Annotated in this window: 24 protein-coding genes and 2 pseudogenes; 10 read left to right on the top strand and 16 right to left on the bottom strand. The window is 63.4% G+C overall.

Annotated elements, in window-relative coordinates:
- Nucleotides 1-231 precede the first annotated feature (231 nt).
- Complete coding sequence (locus P0D71_RS18965; RefSeq protein WP_408481557.1) at nt 232-1,236, top strand: LysR family transcriptional regulator; 1,005 nt, start codon at nt 232-234, stop codon at nt 1,234-1,236.
- Between the two features lie 29 nt (nt 1,237-1,265).
- Here P0D71_RS18965 and hpnK read toward each other — a convergent pair whose 3' ends face one another.
- Genes hpnK through P0D71_RS18980 form a run of 3 tightly spaced genes read right to left on the bottom strand, consistent with a single transcriptional unit; the run spans nt 1,266 to nt 3,714 of the window.
- Nucleotides 1,266-2,090: a hopanoid biosynthesis-associated protein HpnK gene (gene hpnK / locus P0D71_RS18970; protein WP_408481558.1), complete on the bottom strand. Its 825-nt coding sequence runs from the start codon at nt 2,088-2,090 to the stop codon at nt 1,266-1,268.
- Entirely contained in the window at nt 2,080-3,351 is a 1,272-nt protein-coding gene (gene hpnI / locus P0D71_RS18975) for a bacteriohopanetetrol glucosamine biosynthesis glycosyltransferase HpnI (protein WP_408481560.1), read from the bottom strand. The genes hpnK and hpnI (P0D71_RS18975) overlap by 11 nt, the downstream gene beginning before the upstream one ends.
- A 12-nt stretch (nt 3,352-3,363) precedes the next feature.
- A complete protein-coding gene (locus P0D71_RS18980) occupies nt 3,364-3,714 on the bottom strand; it encodes a hypothetical protein (protein WP_408481562.1) in 351 nt (116 codons plus the stop codon).
- Between the two features lie 324 nt (nt 3,715-4,038).
- Between P0D71_RS18980 and P0D71_RS18985 the strand changes: the two genes are divergently transcribed.
- Nucleotides 4,039-4,698 carry a response regulator gene (locus P0D71_RS18985; protein ID WP_091793845.1) on the top strand — a complete coding sequence of 220 codons (660 nt, stop codon included), beginning with the start codon at nt 4,039-4,041 and terminating at the stop codon, nt 4,696-4,698.
- Complete coding sequence (locus P0D71_RS18990) at nt 4,695-6,098, top strand: ATP-binding protein (RefSeq protein ID WP_408481564.1); 1,404 nt, start codon at nt 4,695-4,697, stop codon at nt 6,096-6,098. The genes P0D71_RS18985 and P0D71_RS18990 overlap by 4 nt, the downstream gene beginning before the upstream one ends.
- 97 nt (nt 6,099-6,195) lie before the next feature.
- On the opposite strand, the gene P0D71_RS18995 is transcribed toward P0D71_RS18990, so the two are convergent.
- The 4 genes from P0D71_RS18995 to P0D71_RS19010 form a co-directional block, all read right to left on the bottom strand.
- Nucleotides 6,196-7,191 (bottom strand): flippase-like domain-containing protein, encoded by a 996-nt coding sequence (locus tag P0D71_RS18995; RefSeq protein WP_408481585.1) that lies wholly within the window; start codon nt 7,189-7,191, stop codon nt 6,196-6,198.
- A gap of 103 nt (nt 7,192-7,294) precedes the next feature.
- Nucleotides 7,295-8,455 carry a bacteriohopanetetrol glucosamine biosynthesis glycosyltransferase HpnI gene (hpnI, locus tag P0D71_RS19000; RefSeq protein WP_091793839.1) on the bottom strand — a complete coding sequence of 387 codons (1,161 nt, stop codon included), beginning with the start codon at nt 8,453-8,455 and terminating at the stop codon, nt 7,295-7,297.
- Complete coding sequence (gene hpnJ, locus P0D71_RS19005) at nt 8,452-9,873, bottom strand: hopanoid biosynthesis associated radical SAM protein HpnJ (protein WP_408298112.1); 1,422 nt, start codon at nt 9,871-9,873, stop codon at nt 8,452-8,454. The genes hpnI (P0D71_RS19000) and hpnJ overlap by 4 nt, the downstream gene beginning before the upstream one ends.
- A 175-nt stretch (nt 9,874-10,048) precedes the next feature.
- Nucleotides 10,049-10,252, bottom strand: coding sequence for a cold-shock protein (locus P0D71_RS19010; RefSeq protein WP_007181784.1), 204 nt, complete (start codon nt 10,250-10,252; stop codon nt 10,049-10,051).
- Nucleotides 10,253-10,698: 446 nt separating this feature from the next.
- Here P0D71_RS19010 and P0D71_RS19015 point away from each other — a divergent pair, with 446 nt between their 5' ends.
- On the top strand, nt 10,699-12,144 hold the full coding sequence (locus tag P0D71_RS19015; protein ID WP_091793835.1) for an NAD-dependent succinate-semialdehyde dehydrogenase: 1,446 nt from the start codon (nt 10,699-10,701) through the stop codon (nt 12,142-12,144).
- A 222-nt stretch (nt 12,145-12,366) separates the two neighbouring features.
- On the opposite strand, the gene kdgT is transcribed toward P0D71_RS19015, so the two are convergent.
- Complete coding sequence (kdgT, locus tag P0D71_RS19020; protein ID WP_091793833.1) at nt 12,367-13,383, bottom strand: 2-keto-3-deoxygluconate transporter; 1,017 nt, start codon at nt 13,381-13,383, stop codon at nt 12,367-12,369.
- Nucleotides 13,384-13,686: 303 nt separating this feature from the next.
- Between kdgT and kduI the strand changes: the two genes are divergently transcribed.
- From kduI to kdgR, 3 genes are all read left to right on the top strand, one after another.
- The gene (gene kduI, locus P0D71_RS19025) at nt 13,687-14,523 is read left to right on the top strand and encodes a 5-dehydro-4-deoxy-D-glucuronate isomerase (protein WP_408481567.1); all 837 of its coding nucleotides are present in this window, start codon (nt 13,687-13,689) and stop codon (nt 14,521-14,523) included.
- A 112-nt stretch (nt 14,524-14,635) separates the two neighbouring features.
- Nucleotides 14,636-15,406: a 2-dehydro-3-deoxy-D-gluconate 5-dehydrogenase KduD gene (gene kduD / locus P0D71_RS19030; RefSeq protein WP_408481569.1), complete on the top strand. Its 771-nt coding sequence runs from the start codon at nt 14,636-14,638 to the stop codon at nt 15,404-15,406.
- Between the two features lie 91 nt (nt 15,407-15,497).
- On the top strand, nt 15,498-16,385 hold the full coding sequence (gene kdgR / locus P0D71_RS19035; RefSeq protein ID WP_408187849.1) for a DNA-binding transcriptional regulator KdgR: 888 nt from the start codon (nt 15,498-15,500) through the stop codon (nt 16,383-16,385).
- A 56-nt stretch (nt 16,386-16,441) separates the two neighbouring features.
- Here the strand turns inward: kdgR and P0D71_RS19040 are convergent, their stop codons facing one another.
- Entirely contained in the window at nt 16,442-17,374 is a 933-nt protein-coding gene (locus P0D71_RS19040; RefSeq protein WP_408187848.1) for a TauD/TfdA dioxygenase family protein, read from the bottom strand.
- Nucleotides 17,375-17,504: 130 nt separating this feature from the next.
- Entirely contained in the window at nt 17,505-18,317 is an 813-nt protein-coding gene (locus P0D71_RS19045) for a Crp/Fnr family transcriptional regulator (RefSeq protein WP_091793824.1), read from the bottom strand.
- Between the two features lie 614 nt (nt 18,318-18,931).
- Between P0D71_RS19045 and P0D71_RS19050 the strand changes: the two genes are divergently transcribed.
- From P0D71_RS19050 to P0D71_RS19060, 3 genes are all read left to right on the top strand, one after another.
- Nucleotides 18,932-19,063 carry a hypothetical protein gene (locus P0D71_RS19050; protein WP_286161937.1) on the top strand — a complete coding sequence of 44 codons (132 nt, stop codon included), beginning with the start codon at nt 18,932-18,934 and terminating at the stop codon, nt 19,061-19,063.
- Between the two features lie 53 nt (nt 19,064-19,116).
- Nucleotides 19,117-19,518 (top strand): hypothetical protein, encoded by a 402-nt coding sequence (locus P0D71_RS19055; RefSeq protein WP_408481571.1) that lies wholly within the window; start codon nt 19,117-19,119, stop codon nt 19,516-19,518.
- Between the two features lie 78 nt (nt 19,519-19,596).
- Nucleotides 19,597-19,845: a hypothetical protein gene (locus P0D71_RS19060; protein WP_091800458.1), complete on the top strand. Its 249-nt coding sequence runs from the start codon at nt 19,597-19,599 to the stop codon at nt 19,843-19,845.
- 51 nt (nt 19,846-19,896) lie between these two features.
- Here P0D71_RS19060 and P0D71_RS19065 read toward each other — a convergent pair whose 3' ends face one another.
- The 6 genes and pseudogenes from P0D71_RS19065 to P0D71_RS19090 all read right to left on the bottom strand — a co-directional run.
- Nucleotides 19,897-20,139 (bottom strand): hypothetical protein, encoded by a 243-nt coding sequence (locus P0D71_RS19065; RefSeq protein WP_091793819.1) that lies wholly within the window; start codon nt 20,137-20,139, stop codon nt 19,897-19,899.
- A gap of 565 nt (nt 20,140-20,704) precedes the next feature.
- Nucleotides 20,705-21,943, bottom strand: coding sequence for an IS110 family RNA-guided transposase (locus P0D71_RS19070; protein WP_408481573.1), 1,239 nt, complete (start codon nt 21,941-21,943; stop codon nt 20,705-20,707).
- A 343-nt stretch (nt 21,944-22,286) separates the two neighbouring features.
- Entirely contained in the window at nt 22,287-22,928 is a 642-nt protein-coding gene (locus tag P0D71_RS19075) for a glutathione S-transferase family protein (RefSeq protein WP_408481575.1), read from the bottom strand.
- Nucleotides 22,929-23,061: 133 nt separating this feature from the next.
- Nucleotides 23,062-23,826 carry a ParA family protein gene (locus P0D71_RS19080; protein ID WP_408187845.1) on the bottom strand — a complete coding sequence of 255 codons (765 nt, stop codon included), beginning with the start codon at nt 23,824-23,826 and terminating at the stop codon, nt 23,062-23,064.
- 158 nt (nt 23,827-23,984) lie between these two features.
- Nucleotides 23,985-24,893, bottom strand: a pseudogene (locus P0D71_RS19085) (4-hydroxybenzoate 3-monooxygenase); the annotation flags it as partial.
- Nucleotides 24,894-25,133: 240 nt separating this feature from the next.
- Nucleotides 25,134-25,626 (bottom strand): annotated as a pseudogene (locus P0D71_RS19090) (threonine ammonia-lyase, biosynthetic); the annotation flags it as partial.

Here is a 25,626-nt window from a genome sequence, read left to right on the forward strand (position 1 = left end):
TAATATTGATTATTGATGCGCTGGATCATTCCTGATGATATGCGTGTTAGCACCAATGACAGGCAATTGTAGGCAGGATATCAATGGAGACCGCGAGCCACCGCGCGGGTCGCCAACCATGGCGGAGGGCAGCAGCCACGCTTTGCAGGCATTGGTGGCGCGCGGCTCCCGTTTTCATCTGATACGGCGCGCCGTTCTCATTACGTTTGCTGATGTTTTATTCATACCAACATGGACCTCAGGCAAATCCAGTATTTCATCGCGCTCTTCGAGGACGGTTCGGTCACGCGGGCGGCAAAACGCCTGAACATCGTGCAGCCCGCGCTCAGCATGCAGATCGCCAAACTCGAGGACGAACTGCACCAGCAGCTCTTCGAGCGCAACGCGCACGGCATGGCGCCGACAGCGGCCGGCCGGCTGATGTACCGGCTGTTTCTGCCGATCATGCGCGATCTCGCGCATGCCCGTCAGCAACTCGTGCAGCGCGACGAGGTGGTGACCGGGCATGTGTCGATCGGGCTGATCGCATCGGTCACGGAAAGCGTGCTGGCCGATGCGCTGTCGCGTTTCCATGCGCGTTACCCCCATGTCGAAGTGACCGTGGCGGACGGCTACAGCGCGACTTTCATCGACTGGGTGGCGGGCGGCCAGCTCGACGCGGCGCTGATCAACAAACCGCGCGCACGTCTCTCACTCGACGCGCAGCCCTTGCTCGACGAGGAAATGGTGCTGGTGACGAGCGCCGAGCACGGACCCGAGTTGCCGCACGCGATCGAACTCGCGCAACTCCCGGAACTGGAGCTGGTGCTGCCGACCAAGCGTCACGGCTTGCGGGGCGTGCTCGATACGGCTGCACAGCATGAAGACGTGCTGCTCGCGCCGCGCTTCGAGATCGACGTGTTGAGCACGATCGTGAAACTGGTGGAGAGTACCCACTTCGCAACCATTCTGCCGCGTATCGCCGTGCAGCGCGGGGTGCGCCAGGGCAGCCTGCGCGCCTACCCCATTCTCGCGCCGCGCATCGTGCGGCATATCGTGTGCGTGACCCATCCGCGACGCCCGTTGAGCGCCGCGGCGGATGCGCTCGTGTCGATCATCGCCGATGAATTGCGCCAGGTGTCGAGCGCGTCGGAACTGGACGCGACGCTGAGTCCCCCGTCTGGAGATGCGTCGAGCGAGCCACCTCCGGCGCTTTCGGCCAGGAAACCTCCGGCGCTTTCGGCCGGGAAACATTAGGCCCTCTAGTGCCGGCGCCGACCGCAAAACTACCCGGCCAGCACATCCGCAAAACCGCCGACCCGCACTCCCGCCGCGCGAATCGCCATGGCAACCTTCGCCGACAACAGCGCTTGCAATTCCGCCTCGTGCCGGTAATCGCGCATGCCGTCGCTCAACGCCCGCTCGCCCGCCACCGCCGGATGGCAATAAATCTCCCCCACCCCATGCGGCAGATCGGCGAGCGCCGCAAGCCACGCCGCCTCGTCCATCCGCCCGCTATCCGCGATCCCCACCACATAATCGTTATGCGCGATGCCCGCGCGATCCAGACGCGCCTCGACCCGCGCGATCCACGGCCGCAACCATGGCGGCGCATTCGCTTCGAACGGCAAGCGCATGGCCTTCATTCCGTATTCGCGGCCGATGTCCAGAATTAGCCCGAGCACCGTCGGGTGCAAATGAAAGTGCTTGTGGGTGTTGACATGATCGAGCGTCAGACCGGTGTTCGCGAAGGCCTCGAACTGCGCGCGAACTTCCCGCGCAAGCTGCTTGCGCACGTGCGGCAAGAAAAAGAACCTCACGCCGTCCCACACCATGTTGCTGCCAAAGCGGCCATGTTCGTCGACCAAAGCCGCAATCCGCTCGCGCGGCGCGCTCGCGACGCCGTCAGCCAGCACCAGATGCAAACCGACCCGCAGTTGCGGCAACGCACGGGCGCGCGCCACCGCGTCGCCGGCGGCCGGCGCGCCGACCATCAGGCTCGCGGCGCTGAGCACGCCGTCGCGATGCGCGCGCTCGACCGCCTCGTTCACGCGCGCGTGCAGTCCGAAATCGTCGGCGGTCACGATGAGTCCGCGCGGCTTAGCGACCATCGGACGCCTCCGCGACATCCATCACGTTCATCGCGCCGCCGCGTGCCGCCCTCGACGTGGAAGTCTCGACGGGCACGCGCGCACCGCGCCACACCACGTGCGAGCCGAACGCGCCGGCCAGCCACTGCAACGCCAGCAAGGCATCGCGCAAGGGCACGAGCGGCAGATCACGCCAGAAAGTACGCCCATGACGCGCGGAGCGCCAATGCAACAGCAGACGGGCAGCGAGGCCGATCGTCGTGCTGGTTGCGCACGTGAGCGCCGCCCCCACGTGGACCGCGTGGGAGGTACTCGCAAGGCTGGCGGTGAGCCACGCGCCGGTCAGCAGCCAGGGCGTGGGAAAGGTGATGAAGAGGAACGCGAAGCCGAGCGGGTTCACCGAGCGGATCGTGCGCAGCCAGCGCGTTTCGCGCTGCCACAGGGCGGAGAACGTCGGCTCGATCACGTCGGTGGCCACGATCACGCGCGAGAGTACGGTTTGCAGCCCGAGGGCGCGCACGTGTTCGGCCAGCCAGTAATCGTCCGCGAGACAGTTTTTCAGCGCCTCGAAACCGCCGATGCGCTTGAGCGTCGCGCGCCGCAAAGCGAGTGTCGCTCCGAAGCCGAAACTGCGCGAACCGGCCGCGTGCGCGACACGCACCGACGGCGCGAACCATTCGTTGATGAAGAGCGCGCCCACGCGCGGCCAGAAACCGCCGACACCTTGGGCCACGTAAAGACACGTGACCACGCCCACGCGCGGATCCGCGAGCGGGGCTGCCACGCTGTCGAGATAATGGTCTTCGACGGCAATGTCGCTATCGGCGATCACGATCACGTCATGGCGGGCCCGCTCCGCCATGTTGATCAGATTGCTGACCTTGAGATTGCTGCCGTGCACGCGCGTATCGATCGCGAGTTCGATGTCGTGCAATGGATAGGCCGCCTGAAGCCGGCGAACCACGGCAATGGCCGGGTCGTCGGGCGAGGACACGCCGAGCACCAGCTGGAAGTATCCATGGCGCTGCTCGCAGAAGGTCCGCAGATTTTCGTAGAGCCGTGGCTCTGCGCCGCACAGCGGCTTGAGCACGCTAACCCCGACATGTTTGAAGGAATATACCGGATGCGAGTTGCGCGAAGCGCCTTGAGCAGGACTACTCGCTACGCGCCGGCGAGAGGCAAAAAACGGCATCGCAACAGCCGCCAGCAGCGCGTACAGCGAGGCGCCGACGCTTGCGCCGAGCAGAACCCATTGGCATGCTGTTAATGCGTGCGCCGCCATCGTTCCATTCCGTCAATGCTCGGCGAGCACGAACGGTCTGCCGGTCAGGCGCAGATGAAGAATCACGAGCCAGCGCCGCGGACAGTTCGAGGCGACCGCGACAGACCGTGCGGGCCGGCCGGTGCCTGTGGCGTAGCGACCCTGCAGAGCGAAGTCGAAGGCGGCGTGCGCGAACTGGCGCGTGACGATCACACCGCTGAGAATCACCGCCACGGCCAATAGCCGGAACGGCGTGGAACCGAAGGCGTGCTCGGAAACCGGCCACACCAGCAGCCCGAGACACACGAGCAACTCCGCGCCCATGGCCGTGAGCGAAGCCACCAGCAGGTGGGCGCGCAGCATATCGACGGTGACTGGCTTCATGACTCGGTCTCGTTGCCTGACGAAATGCACGGCGCCTTGCCTCGGCGCGACCCGTCGGCCCGAAAAACGGCCGACCGTCCATTCCATCGAGATGCCTACGATTGAACTGCAAAGACGTTGCAACAGACGCGAGACCGCGTGCTTGCAATGGCGCCGCAGCAAGGATCTGTTGATGGCCGATAGTAGCGATTCAAGCTGAAGGAAACCTTAAGGAAGAAGGCGTATAAAGCGTGTTATGAACAGCATGGTTAAACTTCGGGCTGCGGTTCGACACCTGACCTGCCGGCCGCCATGCAAAAAACATCGAATGGAATGAATGGACCCATGCGCGTACTCCTCGTAGAAGACGACGATCTGATCGGCTGCGGTGTCGAAGCAGGACTGCGTCAAGCCGGCTTCACGGTCGACTGGGCCCGCGACGGCCACAAGGCCGGTCTCGCGCTCGACACGACCGCGTACGCGCTGGTGGTGCTCGATCTCGGGTTACCGCGCGTATCGGGCATGGATCTGCTCAAACGGCTGCGCGATTCGGGCAAGCACGTGCCGGTGCTGGTGTTGACCGCGCGGGGCACGGTGGTCGACCGGGTCGATGGCCTCGAAGCGGGTGCCGACGACTACGTCGGCAAGCCTTTCGACCTGACCGAGCTGATCGCGCGCTGCCGGGCTCTGCTGCGCCGCGCGCAAGGCCGCAGCGTCGAGCAGATCCGCTATCAGGACCTGACGGTCAATCCGGCCGCTCAAACCGTCGAAGTGGGCGCGAAACGCGTGCCGCTCACCTCGCGCGAATGGGCCATCCTGATGCAGTTGCTGACCAACCAGGGCATACCGCAGTCGCGCTCGCGTCTTGAAGAAAGCCTGTATGGTTGGCAGGAAGAAATCGAGAGCAACGCGATCGAGGTGCACGTGTCCAATCTGCGCAAGAAGCTCGGCGCGAAGCTGATCAAGACGGTGCGCAATATCGGCTACGTGGTGGAGAAAGAATGATGGGCGCGTCGATCCGCCGGCGGCTCGTGCTGCTGGTTCTCGCGAGCATCGTGCTGATGTGGGGCATTGCGCTCGTGTCCAGCTATCGCCAGGCCGTCCGCGAAGTGAGCGAATGGGAAGGGGCGCGGCTCGCCGAACTCGCGCAGATTCTCGCGCTGCTCGATGAGCGCAATCTGACCACGCTCGCCAACGCCCGCATCGACGTGCGCGAAGAAGAAAAAGGCGGTGATCCCGGCGCCAACGACAGTGACGACGACGATTCGCTGCCCCGCGACGCACTCTTTCAGGTGCGCGGCGCGAACGGCGAAGTGCTGGCGGGCAGCCCGCAACTGCGCGCGCTCAACGCATGGGATCTTCCGGTGCCGGGCGCGAGCGGCGCGCGGGACATCACGCTCGGCGGCCAGATGTATCACTCGTTCACCTTGCGCGACACGCTGCTCGGCCACACCGTGCGCGTCTTCGAACCGGCCAACACGCGCAGCGACCTGGTGAGCGGCGTCGCGAGCCGGATCGCCCGCCCCACGTTGATCGCGCTGCCGGTGCTGGCGGTGCTGGTGTGGTTCAGCATCGGCTGGAGCCTCGCGCCGCTCCGGGTGCTCTCGGGTGCGATCCGTACGCGCGGCGTGAACCGGCTGGAACCGGTCGATATCGGCCGCGCGCCGACCGAGGTGCGACCGCTCGTCGATGCGATCAATCTGCTGCTGTCGCGTTTGCTGCACTCGCTGGAGCGCGAGCGCGCGTTCACCGCCGACGCCTCTCATGAACTGAAAACGCCGCTGGCCGCGATCAAGGTGCAGGCACAGGTCGCACTGGCCGAAACGGACGGGGCGCGGCAACGGCTGGCAATGGAACGCGTGGTGCAAGGCGTCGATCGCAGCGCGCGGCTCGCGGAGCAATTGCTGCTGCTCGCGCGTCTGGACGCGCACGAAACCATGTCGACGGCGCCGCTCAAACCCGCCGTGGTGGCAAAAGACGCGCTGCTCGCCAACGAGCGCAACGCCCAGCAGAAAAACATTCACGTCATGCTCAAGGGCGACATGCGCGCCGAGATCAACGCGGAGCCCGTGCTGATCGGCATCCTGCTCGACAATCTGCTCGATAACGCGATCAAGTACGGCCGAGCCGGCGGCAACATAGAAGTGGCCGTGCAGCACGCCGAAGACCGCGTGCAGGTGAGCGTACGCGACGACGGCCCCGGCGTCGCGCCCGACGATCTCGACCGTCTGACGAATCGTTTCTTTCGCGCGACCGGCAATCAGGCCACCGGCAGCGGGCTGGGGCTGTCGATCGTCGCGCGAATCGCGGAGCACTTCGGCGCGAGCCTGCGTCTGGGTGCGGGCATTGGCGAACGAGGCCTCACGGTCGAGGTGTCGTTTCCCGCCTATGCTCAGGTGAGCTGAGAAGATCGCGACGCGAACTGACGGCGCGCCCTCCCCCTCACCCGCAGTTGCTCGCTATACGCGCCACGCCGTCCGCGTGTCCTGTCCGTTCGTCTCGCTATGGTGCGCGCTCGAAGGCTCGCTGCGGCGCCCGATTCGACGACTCCGCGAACTGCCACGCAATCAGCCCCGGCACGAACATCACGAGGTCGCGAATGCGCCGTGCGCCGGCCAGCGCGAGACAGGTGGAGGGATCGAGGCCAAGCGCGCCGCCGATCAGAATGAAGCCGCCCTCCTGCACGCCGAGCCCGCCCGGCACGAAGAAGGCCGCGCTGCTGATCGCCTGGATCAGCGATTCGATCACCACCGCTTCGACGAGCGTGACGTGCACGCCGAGAAAGTACAGCGCGAGCCAGATTTCCAGCGACGTGAGGAAACACTGCAACGGTTGCCAGAAAAACAGATAACGCAACACCACGCCACGCCTGCGCCAGATCAGCTTGATGGCCTGATCGATCTGCGCCGACTGTCCGACCAGCGCGGCGAGCTTGCCGCTCGTCATATGATTGAGTGTGCGCGTGATGCGCTCGAACGGACTGGCGTGCTGCACAAGCGAGAACAGCACGAGGAGCGGCGTGAGCACCACCACGCCCCATGCCAGTTGTCCGGCGAGCCGCAGCGTATCGGAATGCGCATGCGCGAACAGGAAGCCGATGCCGACCATCGTGAAGAGCAACTGGCTGATCACCGTGAGCTGCATGTCGACGATGATGCTGCCCACCGCCGTGGACGGCCGCACGCCCCAACGCCTGAGCATGCGAAACGACACTACTTCGCCGCCGATGCGCGCCACCGGCAGCATGCTGTTGACCGATTCGCGCACCCACACGAGGTGCAGCATCTGAAACACGCCCGGACGGTTCGCGCCGCGAATCAACGAACGCCAGTCGCAGGCATTGGCGAGCATCGGCAGCACGTGGGCGAGCGCGGCCAGCAGCAGTCCCACGCCGGCCGCGCGCAGCGCGCCGAGCACGGCGGCGGGATTATCCTGCCAGACGAGCCAGAGCGAGACCAGCAGGCCAACTAGCGCGGCGACGCGGCCGAGGTGTTTCATCACGCGCCCACCTCGTGCGCGCGCTTCAGGCGCGTTGCCTCGCGTTTGAAAGCTGCTTCGAAAATACGACTCATCATTGCCGATCCAGGCTGCCCTTCGTCCGTCATTCGTCCTGCGCCGCCGACAACAGGCCGTCGCCGTCCACCTTGAAGCTGAAGCCTCGCCAGATCACGCGCGACGACCAGAAGCTCGCGACGAAAATCGCAAACGATACGATATCCCATATTGGCAGCAGCCACAGGTCACGATGCGCCTGCTTCAACGCGCGATCGGACAGCAGCTTCAGGGCGAGCCGCGCGCCGACGGCGGCCAACGCGAGCGACCACGCCCACCAGCCGCCCGCCGAGAAGATAACCGCGAGCAATGCGAACGCGAACGGATGAACGAGTGCCGAGCCAAGATGGCCGAGCGGATCGATGCGGCGGATCGTGCGGCTCCAGCGCAACTCGTGCTCGATCAACTGTGCCGCGCTCGATTCGACACAGGCATGCGAGATGGTGAACGGCGGAATCACCACCTTCTCGCCGGTCAGCCGCACCGCTTCACCGATTGCGTGATCTTCCGCCAGATGCCGCACGAACGGCGTCAGGCCGCCGATGTTGTCGAGCGTATCGCGCCGCATCGCGATCGTCTGGCCGAAGCACGGGCGCGCGAGCCCGAGCGCGAGGCCCGTCACGACGCCTGGCAGGAACTGATAGTTGGTCGCCTTGGCCGACAGGCGCGGCCAGAAACCGGGATCGGGCTGTCCGCGATACGCGCAGGTGACGAGCCCCACGCCGGGCTTCTGCAGTTCGCCGATCACGTGGCGCAGATAGTCCGCTCCGACGCTCACGTCGCTGTCGGCGAAGACGAGCACGTCGTGCCGCGCTTGCGGCAGCATATTGAGGATGTTGCTGATCTTGCGGTTCGGCCCATAGAGGCGCGCATCGGCCACTACGGTGATGTCCGCTTCGGGATGCAGGCGCCGCAATTCGTCGACGGCTTGCAGCGCGGGATCGGCGGAGTCGTGCACGCCGAACAGAAACTGCACGGGCCCCGGATAGTTCTGCCGGCAGAAGCTCGAGAGATTGTCGAGCAGCGCCCACTCGTTGCCGTGCAGCGGTTTGACGATGGTGACCGGCACGAAGTCGGTCGGCTCGGACACCGCGCGTTTGAAGAACCGTCCGATCAGCACACCGGCGAGCGCGGTGTAGCCGATGCCGAGGACCGCGCCCGCCGCGCACGCGCAGGCGAGCGTGACGGCGGCCAGATGCGCGGCGCTCACGCCTGGCGGGCGCGCAGGAAACGGAAGAATTCGACGCCTTCACGCAAGCGCCGCTTCATCATGTCCCAGCTCGTCAGCATCTCGCGCAGGATTTCCCAGATCTTCGACGGCCGGAAATAGAAATGCTTATAGAAGCGTTCGAGCTGGTTATAGATCTCGTCGCGCGAAAGATGCGGATAGCCGATCGCCGCGAGCTGCACGCCCGATTTGCTGACGAGGTTGATCACCTTGTTCTCTTCGAGCCAGCCGTTTTCAACGGCCTCGTTGTAGAGCCTGGTGCCGGGATACGGCGCGGCGAGCGACACCTGGATCGTGTGCGGATTGATCTCTTTGGCGTATTCGATCGTCTTCTGGATCGTGTCCTGCGTCTCGCCGGGCAGACCGAGAATGAAAGTGCCGTGAATCTTGATGCCGAGCTTGCGGCAGTCGTCGCTGAAACGGCGCGCGATATCCGTGCGCAGACCCTTCTTGATGTTCAGCAGAATCTGGTCGTCGCCGGACTCGTAGCCGACCAGCAGCAGGCGCAGGCCGTTTTCCTTCATGATCTTCAGCGTCGAGTAAGGCACGTTCGCCTTCGCGTTGCACGACCACGTCACGCCCAGTTTCCCAAGACCGCGAGCGATTTCCTCGACGCGCGGCTTGAAATCGGTGAACGTGTCGTCGTCGAACATGATCTCCTTCACTTCGGGCATGTTGTCGCGAATCCACTTCACTTCGGCCAGCACATTCTCGACCGAGCGCGTGCGGTAGCGGTGGCCGCCCACGGTTTGCGGCCACAAGCAGAACGTGCACTTCGAGCGGCAGCCGCGGCCCGTGTAGATCGACACGTACGGATGCTTCAGATAGCCGATGAAGTAGTTGTCGATCTTCAGATCGCGCTTGTAGATGGGCGCCACGAACGGCAGCTCGTCCATGTTTTCGAGGATCGGGCGCGCTTCGTTGTGCTCGATCGAACCGTCGGCGGCGCGATAGCTCAAACCCTTGATCTGTGAGAACGGTTTGCCTTCGGCCACTTCCTGACAGGTGAAGTCGAATTCTTCGCGGCAGAGGAAATCGATCGCCTCGGTGGCAACCAGCGAATTGTGAGGATCGACGGCGACCTTCGCGCCCACCATGCCGATCAAAACCGACGGCTTGCGCTTCTTCAGGTCTTCGGCGAACAGGGCGTCGGTCGGAAAGGACGGTGTGCTGGTGTGGATCACCACCAGATCGTATTGCTGCGCAATGTCGAGCGTTTGATCCACCGACAGACCATCTGCCGGTGCATCGAGCACGCGGCTGTCGGGCACGAGTGCCGCGGGCTGCGCAAGCCACGTCGGATACCAGAACGAGCGGACTTCGCGTTTGGCCTGATAGCGCGAACCCGCGCCACCATCGAAGCCGTCGTACGACGGCGCCTGCAAGAACAGGGTTTTCATGGATGCTCCAGCAAGCCTTGTATTGGCGCTTTCTGTTCAGTAACGACAAAAAATCGGAACTTTTGCCCACCGGGCGGCGGGTAATCGCGCAAATACTACGGAGCAAAGCTGAAGGAAACCTTAAGGAAAGTACCGGCCGGCCGCGCGCCTGTCACGCGCGAACCGGCCTTTCAGTTCAGACCGGCTTGATATCCGCCGCCTGCTTGCCCTTCGGTCCCTGCTTGATTTCAAAGCTGACCTTCTGGTTTTCCTGCAAGGACTTGAAACCCTCGGAACGAATTTCCGAGAAGTGAGCGAACAGATCTTCACCGCCGTCGTCGGGGGTGATGAAGCCAAAGCCTTTCGCGTCATTGAACCATTTCACTGTACCGGTTGGCATGTCGATTCCTCGTGCATCTGGGTTGATTGGGCTGCATTCGCCGGGTTTCGCTCGCCGCTGCGAACGTTGCCTAACGCGCTGCTTCGCGTACCGCCTTGCGTACTGCTTTCGCCTGCTCGAGCCGGCTTTCTCCCTGCTTTTCTCTGCTTTTGCCTGCCCGAGCCGGCCTCCAGCACCATCCACGGCCGCGGGTCCGCGCCGGTTCCTGCCACTGCTGTTCGACTCTACGCTTCTTTGCGCGGCACCGCTTTGGGCAGTTTCCCGCTGTCGCGCCAGCCGCGCCGCAAGACGCGTGCCGCGCGGCGCGGCCGGGCCGGCCGTCGGTGCGATTTTGCACAATCAGATAATATGATTGGTATCGGCAGTCCATCCAGGGCCCGCGCAGATTCAGCCCCATGTTTCACGCGCGCGCGGCCTGTCGTCTTCCCCTATACAGGAACCCCAGCATGGCCAATTCGAGCTATACCGATACCCGACTTCTGATCAACGGCGAGTGGTGCGACGCCGCCAGCGGCAAGACCCTCGACGTCATCAACCCGGCCACCGGCCAGGCCATCGGCAAAGTGGCGCACGCCGGCATTGCCGATCTGGACCGGGCGCTGGCCGCCGCGCAGCGCGGCTTCGAAGCCTGGCGCAAAGTGCCGGCCAACGAGCGCGCCAACACCATGCGCCGCGCCGCCGCGCTGGTGCGCGAGCGTGCGTCGGACATCGGCCGCCTGATGACGCAGGAACAGGGCAAGCCGTTCGCCGAAGCGCGCGTCGAAGTACTGGCGGCAGCGGACATCATCGAATGGTTCGCCGACGAAGGCCGCCGTGTTTACGGCCGCATCGTGCCGTCGCGCAACCTCGCGGCGCAGCAACTCGTGCTCAAGGAGCCGATCGGCCCGGTGGCGGCGTTCACGCCGTGGAATTTCCCGGTCAACCAGGTGGTGCGCAAGCTGAGCGCCGCGCTCGCGTGCGGCTGCTCGTTCCTCGTCAAGGCGCCGGAAGAAACCCCGGCGTCGCCGGCAGCGCTGCTGCAGGCCTTCGTCGAAGCCGGCGTGCCGGCGGGTACGGTCGGCCTGGTGTTCGGCGACCCGGCTGAAATCTCCAGCTATCTGATTCCGCATCCGGTGATCCGCAAGGTCACGTTCACCGGCTCGACGCCGGTCGGCAAGCAACTGGCGGCGCTGGCCGGCGCACACATGAAGCGCGCGACGATGGAATTGGGCGGTCACGCGCCGGTCATCGTGGCCGAAGACGCCGACGTGGCGCTCGCCGTGAAGGCCGCGGGCGGTGCGAAGTTCCGCAATGCCGGTCAGGTATGCATCTCGCCCACGCGCTTTCTCGTGCACAACAGCATCCGCGAGGAATTCGCCGCGGCGCTCGTCAAGCACGCTGAAGGCCTCAAGCTGGGCGACGGGCTTGCCGAGGGCACGACTCTCGGGCCGCTCGCCAACGCGCGCCGTCTGACGGCAATGAGCAAGGTGCTCGACGACGCCCGCAAAACCGGCGCCAAGGTGGAAACGGGCGGCGAGCGCGTGGGCTCGGAAGGCAACTTCTTCGCACCGACCGTGCTGACCAACGTGTCGCTCGAAGCCGACGTGTTCAACAACGAGCCGTTCGGCCCGATCGCCGCGATCCGCGGCTTCGACACACTGGAAGAAGCGATCGCCGAAGCCAACCGTCTGCCGTACGGTCTCGCCGGCTACGCATTCACGAAGTCGTTCGCCAATGTGCATCTGCTGTCGCAGCAACTGGAAGTCGGCATGCTGTGGATCAACCAGCCGGCTACGCCGTCGCCGGAAATGCCGTTCGGCGGCGTGAAGGATTCGGGCTACGGTTCAGAAGGCGGCCCTGAAGCGATGGAAGGCTACCTGGTCACCAAGGCCGTATCTGTGATGGCGGTCTAAGGTTCGCGCAGGCGGCGTTTTCGCCGCCTTCCGCCAACGCTTCGTTACACTGCACCGGGTCCGTGAGCCGTCGCTCGCGGACCTTTTTTATTGTCATGAGCACGGGCGAACCGGCAGCCACTACCCGCAAGCGCAAGCAACCACAGAGCAATCGCGCGACCCGCTGACGCCTGAACCCGCTTACGTCTATCAGGAACGCAAGCGAGCCGGCTTCACCCCGCCCTACACATGCACGTCCCGCTCATTGAGCGGCGGTGAGCTTGCCGCCGCGAACTCCTCGCGCAACGCGTCGCGCGCATGATGCCGGCGCACCCACAGCGCCGTGAGGATCGGCACCAGAATCGCCGTCACGAGACAGGCCGTCGCCACCATCGCGGTTGCGGCGGGCACCAGCGGCTTGAAGCTCGGAATCATCTCGCCGATGATCGCCGGATTGGCCACCGCGGCCCCCGCCGTCGACGAAGCCGCCAGCCCCGCCGCTCCATTGCCGCCGGCGATCCAGCGGTCCGCGAGAATCAGCGGAATACCGGTCACCACGATCACGCCCAGACCCAGCACGATTCCGGGCACGCCGCTTTTCGCGATCACGCCGAGGTCGATGCCGTTACCGAGCGCAAAGCCGAAGAACGGGATCAGCGGATGCACGCAACGGCCGAAGAATTCGCGCAATTCGCCATCCAGATTACCCAGCACAAAGCCGATCAGAAACGGCAGCACCGCGCCGACGAACAGGCGCGGTTCGAAGAACGCCACGCCGGTCGCGCCGAGAATGATCATGCTGACGAGCGGCCCGGATTCCACCGACATCAGCACGAACGCGCCCGCCTCTTCCCGGGTTCCGTATTGCTGCATCACGGCCGCGTAGAGACCGCCGTTGGTCATGTCCATCGAGGTCGTGATCGCCAGCACCGAAAGTCCGGCGAAGAGCCCCGCCTTGACGCCGTCGATCGGAATGAAGTGCGAGGCGACGATCGTCGCGATCCACGCCACGATCATTTTCGTCACCAGCAGCGTGCCGGATTTACGCAGTACGGTGCCGGTCGCCCGCAGATCGATGGTCGCGCCCATGCAGAAGAACCACACCGCCAGAATCGGCACGGTGCCGGTAATCAACCCATTGGTGAACGACCCGAAGTACTTGCCCGCGCCCGGCGCAAACGTGTGGACGCAGGCGCCGAGCAGCAACGGCACCAGCATCAGGCCGCCAGGAATGCGGTCGATGGCCTTCTTGAGCTTCATGCCTCCTCCGTGGACTTTGCGTCCAGTTATCGGGTGGTTCACCCGGGGTAATGTCCCGTTCTTAGGTCGGGCTGCTCCCTTTCGGCGCAATATAGCACCGCCCTAGGAACGCCGTTCCGTTTCAATTGAAATTTACGTTTATCGTTTACCCGCGTCTCTTCTGAAACCATTGCCAGTCGCGGTTACGAAAAGCATTATTTTCGGACCACCGTTCCGATACCGCATTTCTGCGCTACAGTCGAGCCCAGAACGGCGCCTGCCTGGAGAGACGGCAAGGCGCGCCAACCGAGCGGAGAAAGCACCATGGAAGTGAGACAGGCCATCAACAGCGAATACGCGAAGACGCTCGACACCGCAGGGCTGCGCCAGGCGTTTCTGGTCGATCAGGTGTTCGAGCGCGATGCGTTGAAACTCACCTATAGCCATATCGACCGGATCATCGTCGGCGGCGTGTCGCCGGTGGCGCGAGCGGTCGAGGTGCCCGGCTCGCTCGGCAAGGCGATCGGCGTGAGTTATCTGCTGGAGCGGCGCGAACTCGGCGCGATCAACATCGGCGGCGACGGCTGGGTCGATGTGGACGGTACGCGCCATACGGTGCGCAATGAAGAGGCGATCTACATCGGCAAAGGCGCGCAGGCCATCGCCTTCGGCAGCGACGACGCCACGCGCCCCGCGAAGTTCTACCTGAACTGCGCCCCCGCGCACACGTCGTATCCGACCCGCACGATAACGCTGGCGCAAGCCTCGCCGCAAACGCTCGGCGACCCCGCCACGAGCAACCGCCGCACCATCTACAAGTTCATCGTTCCCGAAGTGCTGCCCACCTGCCAGCTGTCCATGGGCATGACGAAGCTCGAGCCGGGCAGCCTGTGGAACACCATGCCGTGCCATACGCATGAACGCCGCATGGAGGTGTATTTCTATTTCAACGTCGCCGCCGACGCCGCCGTCTTTCACATGATGGGCGAGCCGAACGAGACGCGGCACATTCTCGTGCACAACGAGCAGGCGGTGATTTCGCCGAGCTGGTCGATTCACTCCGGCGTCGGCACGCAGGCGTACACGTTCATCTGGGGCATGGTCGGAGAAAACCAGGTGTTCAGCGACATGGATCACATCGCCGTTGGGGACTTGCGTTGACGGGCCGCTTTCTTCGTCGCTTTCTTCGCCCCTTTCTTCGCCCGTTTTTCAACCGCTTGTTTTGCTGCTCGCTTCACTGCTTCTCTCGCGCCAGGAACTCCCGGCGCACGACATGGGCATGAATACCGTGAACACCTTTGATCTCACCGGCCGCGTCGCCATCGTCACCGGCAGCAACACGGGCCTTGGCGCGGCCATGGCGCTCGCGCTGGCAAACGCCGGCTGCGACATTGTCGGCGTGAGCCGGGCCGACGCCGGCGACACGCCCGCGCGCGTGGCCGCAACCGGCCGACGCTTCGCGGACGTGCGTGCCGATCTCGGCTCGATCGCGCCGGTCGAGGACATCGTGCGCGCCGCGGTCGAGGCTTTCGGCCGCATCGACGTGCTGGTGAACAACGCGGGCATCATCCGCCGCGAGAACGCGCTCGATTTCACCGAAGCCGACTGGGACGCGGTCGTGGACGTCAATCTGAAGAGCCTGTTCTTCCTCTCGCAGGCCGCCGCGCGGCAGTTCGTCAAGCAGCGAAGCGGCGGCAAGATCATCAATGTCGCGTCGATGCTGTCGTTTCAGGGCGGCATACGGGTGGCCTCCTATACGGCATCGAAAAGCGGCGTGCTCGGGCTCACGCGGCTCCTCGCGAACGAATGGGCGGCGCAAGGCATCAATGTGAATGCGATCGCGCCAGGCTACATGGCGACTGCGAACACGGCGGCCTTGCGCGACGATGCGCAGCGCAACGACGAGATTCTCGGCCGCATTCCGGCCGCCCGTTGGGGCACCCCGGACGACCTGGCGGGCCCGGTCGTGTTCCTCGCGTCATCCGCTTCGGACTATGTGCACGGGCATACACTGGCGGTGGACGGCGGCTGGCTCGCGCGTTGACTCGGCAGCGCGCGCGGGACGCGGTATGCTCTCGGCGCGTCGCCGACACGCGCGTTGGCGGCGCGGCAACGCATAGACAGGGAAGAAGGCAATGGCAGCAACAGGCAAACAGCGCAAGGACGACGCCCCCGCCCACCTACAGGACGCGGAGAACGCCGACTTCGGCGGCATGGGCGGCATGGTTTGCGACAAGGGCGAATCGGCCTCGTCGATCGGCCGGGTCTTCGCGATTCTCGGCGCGATCGGCGACAGCGGACAGATCGGCATTAGCGAACTGTCGCAGCGGCTCGGCATGTCGAAGACCACCGTGCATCGCGTGATCCAGACGTTGAAGTCGCTCGGCTACGTGACGCAGGAAGTGGAAACCGAGCGCTACCGGCTGACCATCCGTCTGTTCGAACTCGGCGCGAAAGCGTTGGAAAGCGTCGATCTGGTCCGCGAGGCCGACGTCGAGATGCGCCGTATCGGCGCGGCGACGCGCGAGGCGGTGCACTTGGGTGCTTTCGACGAAGACGCCATCATCTACATTCACAAGATCGACGCCGATTACGGGCTGCGCATGCAATCGCGCATTGGCCGGCGCAATCCGCTGCATAGCACGGCGATCGGCAAGGTGCTGCTCGCGTGGATGGAACCGGCCGACGCGCGCGAAGTGCTTTCCCACGTCGAATTCCGCAAGTCGACGCAAAAGACGCTTGCCTCCGCCGAAGCCGTGCTCAGCATTCTGCCGCGCGTGCGCGAGCAGGGTTACGGCGAGGACAACGAGGAACAGGAAGAAGGCCTGCAGTGTCTCGCCGTGCCGGTGTTCGACCGCTTCGGCCGCGTGATCGCCGGTTTGTCCATTTCATTTCCGACCATGCGTTGCGGCGCCGACACCAAGTCGCACTACGTCGCGCTGCTCAGAAAGTCGGGCCTCGCGATCTCGACGCGGCTCGGCTATCGGGAAACAACCGCGCCGGCGCACCTCGCCACTGAATAGCCGCGCCATGCGCGCTGAACGAAACCACTCGCGAGCAATCGAGGTGAGCGCGACCCTCAGGCCGCCTTCGCCGCCGGTCTCGGTTCGACACTGCGCGTGAAGCTGCGGCGGCCGTCGACGCTGACCGGCACATCGCCTTTCAGCGTGACGCGCCGCACCACCCGGTGGGCGTCGCCATAGTCGTTGACCGCGTAGTGCTGGGTCGCGCGGTTGTCCCAGATCGCCACGTCGCCGGTCTGCCAGCGCCAGCGCACGATGTTCTCCAGCCGCGTCACGTAGCCTTGCAGCAGTTCGAGCACATGCGCCGACGCACTCGGCGTGAGGCCCACGAAACTCTTCACGAAGTGCCCGAGAATCAAGGTCTTTTCGCCGGATTCCGGATGCACGCGCACGACCGGATGCTCGGTCTCGTAGCGCGTGGACACGAACGCCTCGCGGTAACGTTTCAACGCCTCAGTATCGCGCCCGCGCTCGCCGACGTTCGCGTGGTTCGCATAGTCGTATTCGTTGCTGTGCACGGCCCACAGTTGTTCGGCGAGCGCCTTGAGTGGCGGCGGCAGATCGTCATAGGCGGTGGCCGTGTTGGCCCATACCGTGTCGCCGCCCACTTCCGGAATCGTCACGCCCCGCAGGATCGACGCTTGCGGATAGGCATCGACGAAGGTCACATCCGTATGCCATGAATTCGCGCGGCCGCCGCGATGCGAGTCGAGTTCGAGCAGATAGTCCGTGCCGTCCACCACCGGCACCGTGGGATGCGAAACCGGCTCGCCGAGCAGCTTGGCGAACGCTTCCTGGTCGGCGTCCTGCAAATGCGTCTGGCCGCGGAAAAAGATCACCTTGTGACGCAGCAACGCCGCGCGAATAGCTTCGAGCGTTGCGGGTTCGAGCTGGCCGGACAGCCGTACGCCGCGAACTTCCGCGCCGATGCGGCCAGTGACGGGATGAATGTCCAGTGCGTTGGACGTCGCGAGACTGAGGTTCGACATGTGATGCAACTCCCGGTTTGAGGACAGGACAGGTCTGAATCGACGAGTCATTATCGACAGGGTGGGCGCCGCGAATCTATCGCGCTTTGGACACTTGATAGAAGCGCTTTTTATATCGTTATCAGTTTTCTCACGCGGCCTCGCTCAGTTCGCGCAGCGCCTTCATGTCGATCACGGTCAGACGGCTATAACGCACGTCGACGATACCGTTGCGCACCAGCCAGCGCAGTTCCTTGTTGACGCTCTGCCGTGACGCGGCAAGCAAGGCCGCGAGATCCTCCTGCGAGAGTCTGATCGTCAACTCGACGCCCCGCTCCGTTCGTCTGCCATGCCACTCGGTGAGCGCGAGCAACTGGTCCGCCATGCGCGCGCGAAAACCCGCCAGCGCCGTCTTGCCCATGCGGCCGTGCAGTGCGCGGCTGCGCAGGCAGATCAGATCCAGCACGTTGCGCAACAGCACCGGCTCGCGGGCGAACAGATCGAACAGCGCTTGACCGGGAATGTGGAACAGCGTGGTCGAACCGTGCGCGCGCTGATCATGCATCGAACCGCGCCGGTCCAGAACCGGAATGAAATTGATGACCTCGTTCGGCCACATATACACCGCCACCGCGCGGACGCCGGCCGCGTTGGTCCAGCTCATTTCGATCGCGCCGGACAGTACCACCTGAATGTCGTCGCACGGCTCGTCGCGCGCGAAAATCAACTCGCCGTTGGTCCACGTGCGGAGGTGGCCGGCGTCGCACAGCGCGTCGATCGCGTGGGCAGGCCAACTCTTCAGGCACGGGTTCGCGGTGAAGGCCGCGTGGATCGCCTCGCGCAGATCGGCGTCGAGCATGCGGCCGTCGCGCCGCGACCACTCCAATGGTGCAGCACGCGAGGGCATCCGGCGCGCGGCGAGCGCCGCGGCATCCGGCGTGAACGCTTCGGTAAGTGTGCTCATGGCTGACCGGCAAGAAATGCGATTGAACGGGATCGACCGACGGACAGTCGATCCCGTGATCTAACCAGTCTTGGCCACGCGCGTAAAAGACTTGTTTTTCATGTGCTTATCACGCGCGACGTTCCAGGTTCGCGCGCGGACGTCACCGCGTCGATATCGACGTAATCGTGTCGCTACGCATGCCGGGCGCCAATGGCGACTGTCCACGTCCTGACACTCACGCGCAATGTTTCGGCGGATCATCAATCGACCGGAGCGATTCAATCGGCCAACAGCGCCGGTCAGCAACTTAGTCTGCAACTGAATGTATCCGTACGGCATGGATGCGGTAATCCTGCCCGCCACGAGACCGGGTGCCGCCGATCCACACGCCGATCGGCCCGCAGCGCTTTGCGCAAGGGTCGACCATCACGCTGTATTTGCAGTGCGTTCAATGGCTTGCGCGCCGATCGCCGCATAATCCGCCCTCTTCTCACCAGGCTCTGGCGTGCGCCCCTTACGCGGTACACGCGTTGTCGCCACACGCGCCTATCGACACGTCCTGTTACACACAAACACACCGGAAATACGGCCGGTCAGTAGAGTTCGGGTCACAAGGAAACAGGAGCAACGTCATGAAAAGAATTTTCGCGCTGGCCATTCTCGCCGTCACGCTCGGCGGTGCATTGAGCGGTTGCATCGTCGTCCCCGAGGGCGGTTACCACGATCATGACCATTATCGCTATCACGATCGCGACCGCTATTGAGCGCGAGCCACACAAGACTTTCCACTCACTATCGTAGAAGCGGGAAATACAACATGAACAAATCACGAAACCGCTGGCTGTCCATGGCGATCGTTGCGGGACTCGGAATCGGCGCATCGTCAGTCGCGCTGGCCCACGTCGATGTGGGTGTGAACATCGGCATTCCCGGGGTCGCTTACGCGCCCGAACCCGTGTATGCCCCGCCCCCGCCGCCGGTTTACGCTCCGGCTCCGCCGGTGGTCGTGGTGAGTCCGGGCTGGTACGGCGAGCGCTATTACGACGGCCACCGCTACTGGGAGCGGCGCGAGTGGGAAGAGCGTCACCGCGACGGACGCGAATGGCACGAGGCGCGTGGTCCGCACGGCGACTGGCGCGGTCACGATAATGGCTGGCATGGCCATGGCGACGATCGCGGCGACGATCGCGGCTACGGTCACGGTCACGGCGATCATTGATGCACGCGGCACGGTCGCGTTGATGACGCGACCGTGCCGCGCACGCATTCGCGCCACCTAATCCGCGGGAGCAACATTGTGCTACGCAGCGATCCACTCCGAGTCACCGCACAAATCAACGACACGCTGATCTGCGCCGAATACAGCGAGCAGACCGGCCAATTGTGTTTGCGTCAGGATGGCACACTGCTGCGCGAATGGTTTCCACCTCACTCGTGGATCGCGATTGCGTCAGTAGCGGGCGCGCGGCACTGGGGCACGCGGCCTAGTAATGATGATCTGCTGGCGCTGCTGCACAACGAAATGACCCTGTTGCGCGCGCCATAGAAAACAATCCGCCCGCGCGGCGATGTGTTCGCCGCGCGCTTCGTCGTTTGCTTAACGAATGTTGCGGATCGGCGGCGAATACGAACTCACCGTCGTGTCGTTACCATAACCCGCTTGCCACGTGCCACGGCTGCCTGAGCCATAACCGCTCTTGTCCGTTTGAGCCGATTGTTGCTGGCCCGAGGCCTGCGCTTGCACGGCTTGCGACGCGGCGTCATTGGACGACTGGGCGAACGATGCTACCGGCGCGGCAAGAACAACGGCGATAGCAACAGCTTGAATGAGCGACTTCATGAAACCACCTCCAGAGATTGTCTTTCTACGCGCTGCGGATGGGGCTGTTGTTGCAGCGGTGAATACAGTGTAGGTGCCCGGCGCGGGCGGATAAATCCGACAATCCTGAATTCACTGTTGCTGCTGCCACTACAATTGAAAAACGGTTGGGCAGCCGGTGTTTTCTAAAGGCATTTGCTGGAAAAACGCTACTTTCTCTGCTCGGACGCGGGGACTGTTCTGCATGGCGCGCACAGTGCCTGTTTTGCGGAGCAGCAGTCATTCAGAGCGCTATACCACGCAGGCTCGGTCGCTTCAGCGAGTGCGGCGGCTCGGCCCCGGTCTCCATTCCGAACGCTTCTCCACTCCGAACAATGTATTTTCGCTGGGCGGCCGCGTTCAATCGGATGTTTTCCGCCATTCAGCTTCGCACGGCAGCCTCGCCGAACGAAGCGGGAAATCGCATTGGGTTTCTGAATCGCATTTTCAACTATCTGTATGCCGTGCGACGGGTTAGAAAGCGTCTAAAGGCATGGCATCGGCCAACGTACTACGGATGAAATCGACAAGCCCCTGCTTGATATTTTTATGAGGTCGGCGCTCCCGGCCACACCAGTGGTACCTCGCGTTTGTTGGGACGCGTCTGCTTCCATCGTGAGAACAGGCGTTGATAGGTGCGCTCTGCCTGCTCGGCTATGGCCCGTTCCTGGTCGCGTACGCTCTTCAGGCTGTAAGCGGCAGCCGATCCTTTGCGCGAGCCGTGTTGTGCCGGCATGCCGGATTGCAACTCCAGGGCGCGCAGCTTGTGGGCGGTCAGGGCTGGACGATCCCATGCGAACGGCTCATTGCGCGTGAGCACGTACCACACGATGACCGCCAGTTTGCGCGCCGTCGCGACAATGGCGACCTGCTGGCCGCGACGGTCGCGTACGCGCAGGAAGAAAGCGCGCAGAGGGCCAGGCGCCTGTGCTGCGCCCCAGGCTGCCTCGACGAGCAATCCCCGTGCGTACGAACGTCCCCGCTTGGTGATGTGACCGTGCCTGGCGGGCGTTGGGCCCGACTGATAGACCGATGGGTTCAGCCCGAAGTAGCTCACCAGCTTCTCCGGATTGGGAAACCGTTCAACGGCGCCGATTGCCGACAGCAGGCCGATTGCCACAGTGCTATTGACGCCGGTGATGGTCAGCAGCCTGCGCAACCGCTCGTCGCCGATACTGGCTTGCGCCAGGGCCTTGTCGACCTCGTGCAGATCCTCCCCAAGACGGTCCAGCTCCCGCAGGCGTTGCTCGACGCCCAGACGCTCGTCCATCGGCAGCGGTTGGGCCGTGAGCCATACGCGTCCCTTCCTGCCGAACAGATCAGTAGCGGGGCACCGCTCGATCAGATGCGCAGCCAGCACCGCATGCACTTCGTTCTTCAGCCTGGTGCGTTGCCGCACGAGTTGTGACCGGCGCGAGACCTGTCGGCGTAGCGCCAGGGTGCTCTCGTCGGGCATCCAGACTTCCGGCAGAAAATGGCTCGCGTACAGCTGTGCCAGCACCGCCGCATCAATCCTGTCTGTCTTGACGCGTGCTTCGGCGATGAGCCGGACCAGCAGTGGATTCGCAATCGCGACGCGCGCGACGTGGGGGCGCAGCACGTTGACGATGGCAGCGGTATTGCCCGTCGCTTCGAGCACCACATGATCGGTACTGCGCAACCTTGCGGCAAAGCGCTCCAGTTCGTCGCGTCTGAGCCCGGCACGACCGCCGGCCTGCAGCACACCGTCCTCGAGATACGCGATCTCGGCCGCGGAGCGCGAAACATCCAACCCTACGATTCGCATGATCGTCTCCCATTCAGATGAATGTTGGGAGCCGGTGGGACAGCACGACAACTACGGATTCGCGCTCGCAGCGCAACCGGGCGGGTCGCAGGGGCGGCCAACTACTAAAACGAGCTCGCGGCTCATCGTATAAGAACGGCCTGCCCACCCGAAGTGCTCCCCGGTGCCCCTTGTCCCGGATGGTCACACCATACGCCAGAACCGCGCGGCGCGGGACCGTGAGGCACCGGCTATATCATGCCGGTTACATATTCAAATGGATTCTGTTCGGCGCGATTATGGTCGCGCCTTTTCGCGACACTTTGACCGAGTGAGGCGCATATGCGCCACGCCTCACGCCAAATCAGGGAGCGACCGCCACGGAAAAAGCCGGCCTGCCTTTGACCGCCTGAAGCCAGCGGTCCAGCGAAGGCAAGGGCTGCGGCGCCTGGAGCACGTCGGCAAACCGTTCCGCGAGATGCACCCAGCGGTGCGCCGCGAGGCCGACTCCGATATCGGCCACGGTAAAGCGATCCTGCGCGAGATAGTCGTGTTTCGCGAGGGCCGCGTCGGCAATGCCCAGAAGTCGCGTTGCTTCGCGATATGAACGCTTGATGGCGTCATAGTCGCGTTGCTCCTCCGGCACTCGCGTCAGACCGAGGAACGCGACGCGCAACGTTGCCCAGAGCGTGCCGAGTTGCCAGTCCATCCAGCGCTCGACATCGGCACGCGCAGCGGGTTCGGACGGCAACAAGGTTTGCGCGTCGTATTTCGCGGCCAGATAGCGCACGATCGTATTCGACTCCCACAGCACGCACTCACCATCCACGAGCGTGGGCACCAACCCGTTCGGATTGAGCGCACGATACGGCGGCGTGTCGATCACGCCGAACTCGAGCCCGGCATCGATCCGCGAAAATTCCCGCCCTTCTGCGAAACCCAGTTCAGCGAGACACCACAGCACTTTTTGTACGTTGATCGAACTGCGTCTGCCATAGACCTGCATTGCATTACCTCGTTAGCGAGTGAACGTGCCCGATTATCACATTCACGAGCCCGCCGAACGGAATGATCAACGGGTTCATTCTTCAGTGGCGAAAGCGATCCGGACACGCCTGACTAGCAACGCATGCCTGAGTCTATCCAATCAGTTCCCGATGCAATGCCATGAATTCATGGGCGAGTTTGTGACGCGGATCGAAGTGAATCATCGGCTTGGCGTACTGATGCGACTCGCGAATCTTCACCGAAGTCGACAATCGCGACTCCAGCACAGGCAAGCCTTCGCTGATCAACTCCTCGACCAGTTGAAGGGGAAGGCTCGCGCGCGGCTGAAACTGGTTGATCACGATACCTTCGACTTCCAGACCGGCGTTATGGTCCTGCTGAATCTCCTTGACGTTGTCGAGCAGCGTATACAGGGCGCGGCGGGAAAAATCGTCGCAGTCGAAAGGAATCAGGCAGCGCTCGACCGCAATCAGCGCGGAGCGGGTATAGAAATTCAATGCCGGAGGCGTATCGATGTAAATCGCGTCGTACTCGTCCAGTTCGTTCAACGCGTCACGCAGCTTGTAGATCTTGTAGCGCGACTCCAGCTTGCCGTGAAGTGTGTCGAGATCCGGATGAGAGGGCATCACGTCGAGATTTTCGAACGGCGTGCGGTGAATGAACGTCGAGACCGGCGTCGGTCTGAAGCTGAAACTCAAGGCCGTTTCGAAGAAGTCCGCGACGTTGGGCTTGAGATCGCTGGCCTCTTTGCCAAGCAGATACTGGCTGGAGTTACCTTGCGGGTCGAGATCGATAACCAGCGTACGCAGGTTCTCGCTGGCGTTGATGGCCGCCAGGTTGCACACGATGGTCGATTTGCCCACCCCGCCCTTCTGGTTGAATATGACACGCCGCATTTGCCTCTGCCCCTTTTTTCGAAGAACGCACTAAAGGGAGAGCATACCCCGGCAAAATGACAACGCGGACATAAGCCGCTGTCGTTTCGTCCCGCTGCATTCGCCGGGGAAGATTTCATCTATGCGTGAGTGTGCGACGGCCGGATGCTTTGTGCGCGCGCCACCGCCAGATTCATACCCTTCGCGCCGGTGGGCGGCACGATATGCGCCGCGTCGCCCGCCAGAAAGAGCCTGCCGTGTTGCATGGTGTTCGACACGAAACTGCGCATGGCGACGATGTTCTTCTGAAAGATCTTGCCGTCGACGATTTGTCGGCCATCGTGCGAATCGACTCGTGCATGCAGTTCCGCCCAGATCCGGTCGTCGGACCAATTCTCCACCGAGTCTTTCGGGTCGCACTGGAAGTACATGCGCTGCACGTTCGGCGAGCGCGTGCTGATCAGCGCGAAGCCGCGTTCGTGACGCGCGTAGATCAATTCATCCGATGACGGCGGCGCTTCACACAGGATACCGAACCAACCGAACGGGTACACACGTTCGAAATCCTTGCGCAATGCCTGCGGAATCGACGCGCGCGACACGCCCTGCGAACCGTCGCAGCCGATCACGAAGTCGCATTGCAGTTCGTACGCTTCGCCCTCGTGGCGATAACGGATCGACGGCTTGTCTGTATCGATGCCGTGAATCGACGTGTCCGACACGCTGAAACGCAGCTTGCCGTCGTCGGCGATACGTGCCGCGACGAGATCCTTGATCACTTCGTGCTGTGCGTAGACCGTAATCGAATGCCCTGTGAGTCCGGTCAGATCGATGCGGTGCCGCTTGCCTTCGAAAGCCAGTTCGAAGCCGTGATGCAGCGCGCCTTCGGCCTTCATGCGGGCGCCGACGCCGGCTTCGGTCAACAGGTCCATCGTGCCTTGTGCAAGCACGCCGGCACGGATGGTGGATTCGATCTGATCGCGAGCACGCGACTCCAGCACGACGGAGTCGATACCACGCAAATGAAGAAGATGGGAAAGCAGCAGTCCCGCAGGCCCGGCACCGATGATGCCAACTTGAGTGCGCATGAGTTGTCTCCTGAATGCGGCGTTAGATTTGCACTCAGTTTGACGACCACGCGTTATATCGCGCAACGCGATACGGTAGATAGGCCGTATCGCGTTTGGAGATAAAAGGTTTGATTGGCCGCACGCGACCGCGGACACAATTCGGCGCTATCGCCGTCCAGACAAGGCTCGTGGCGCATTCGCTGCGCGACTCATTCGTCGCGCCGCATCGCGCCACGTCAAGGTAAACCCCGAGCCGCTCTACGATGCGAGAAACAGTCGATACACCGGGTTTTGCGTCTCTTCCCAGTTCGGATAGCCGAGCGTGGCGAGAAAACGATCAAAGGCCTCGTTCTCGCTCACCGGCACCTGGATGCCGACCAGAATCGAGCTATAGTCGGCGCCCTGGTTGCGGTAGTGGAACAGGCTGATATTCCAGTTCGGCGCCATCGACGAAAGGAATTTCATCAGCGCGCCCGGCCGCTCCGGAAACTCGAAACGGAACAGGCGTTCGTCATGTGCCAACGGCGAGCGGCCGCCCACCATATAGCGGATGTGCTGCTTGGACAGTTCGTCGAACGTGAGGTCCACCGTGGCGAAGCCGTGCGCTTCGAACGCACCCGCGATCTGAGCCGATTCGCTGCGATTCCTGATCTGCACGCCCACGAAGATATGGGCGGAATTCGCGTCCGCAATGCGATAGTTGAACTCGGTGACGCTGCGCGTGCCCACCAGTTCGCAGAAACGCCGGAAA

The sequence above is a fragment of the Paraburkholderia sp. RL17-383-BIF-A genome (assembly GCF_046028015.1).
GTDB lineage: Bacteria > Pseudomonadota > Gammaproteobacteria > Burkholderiales > Burkholderiaceae > Paraburkholderia.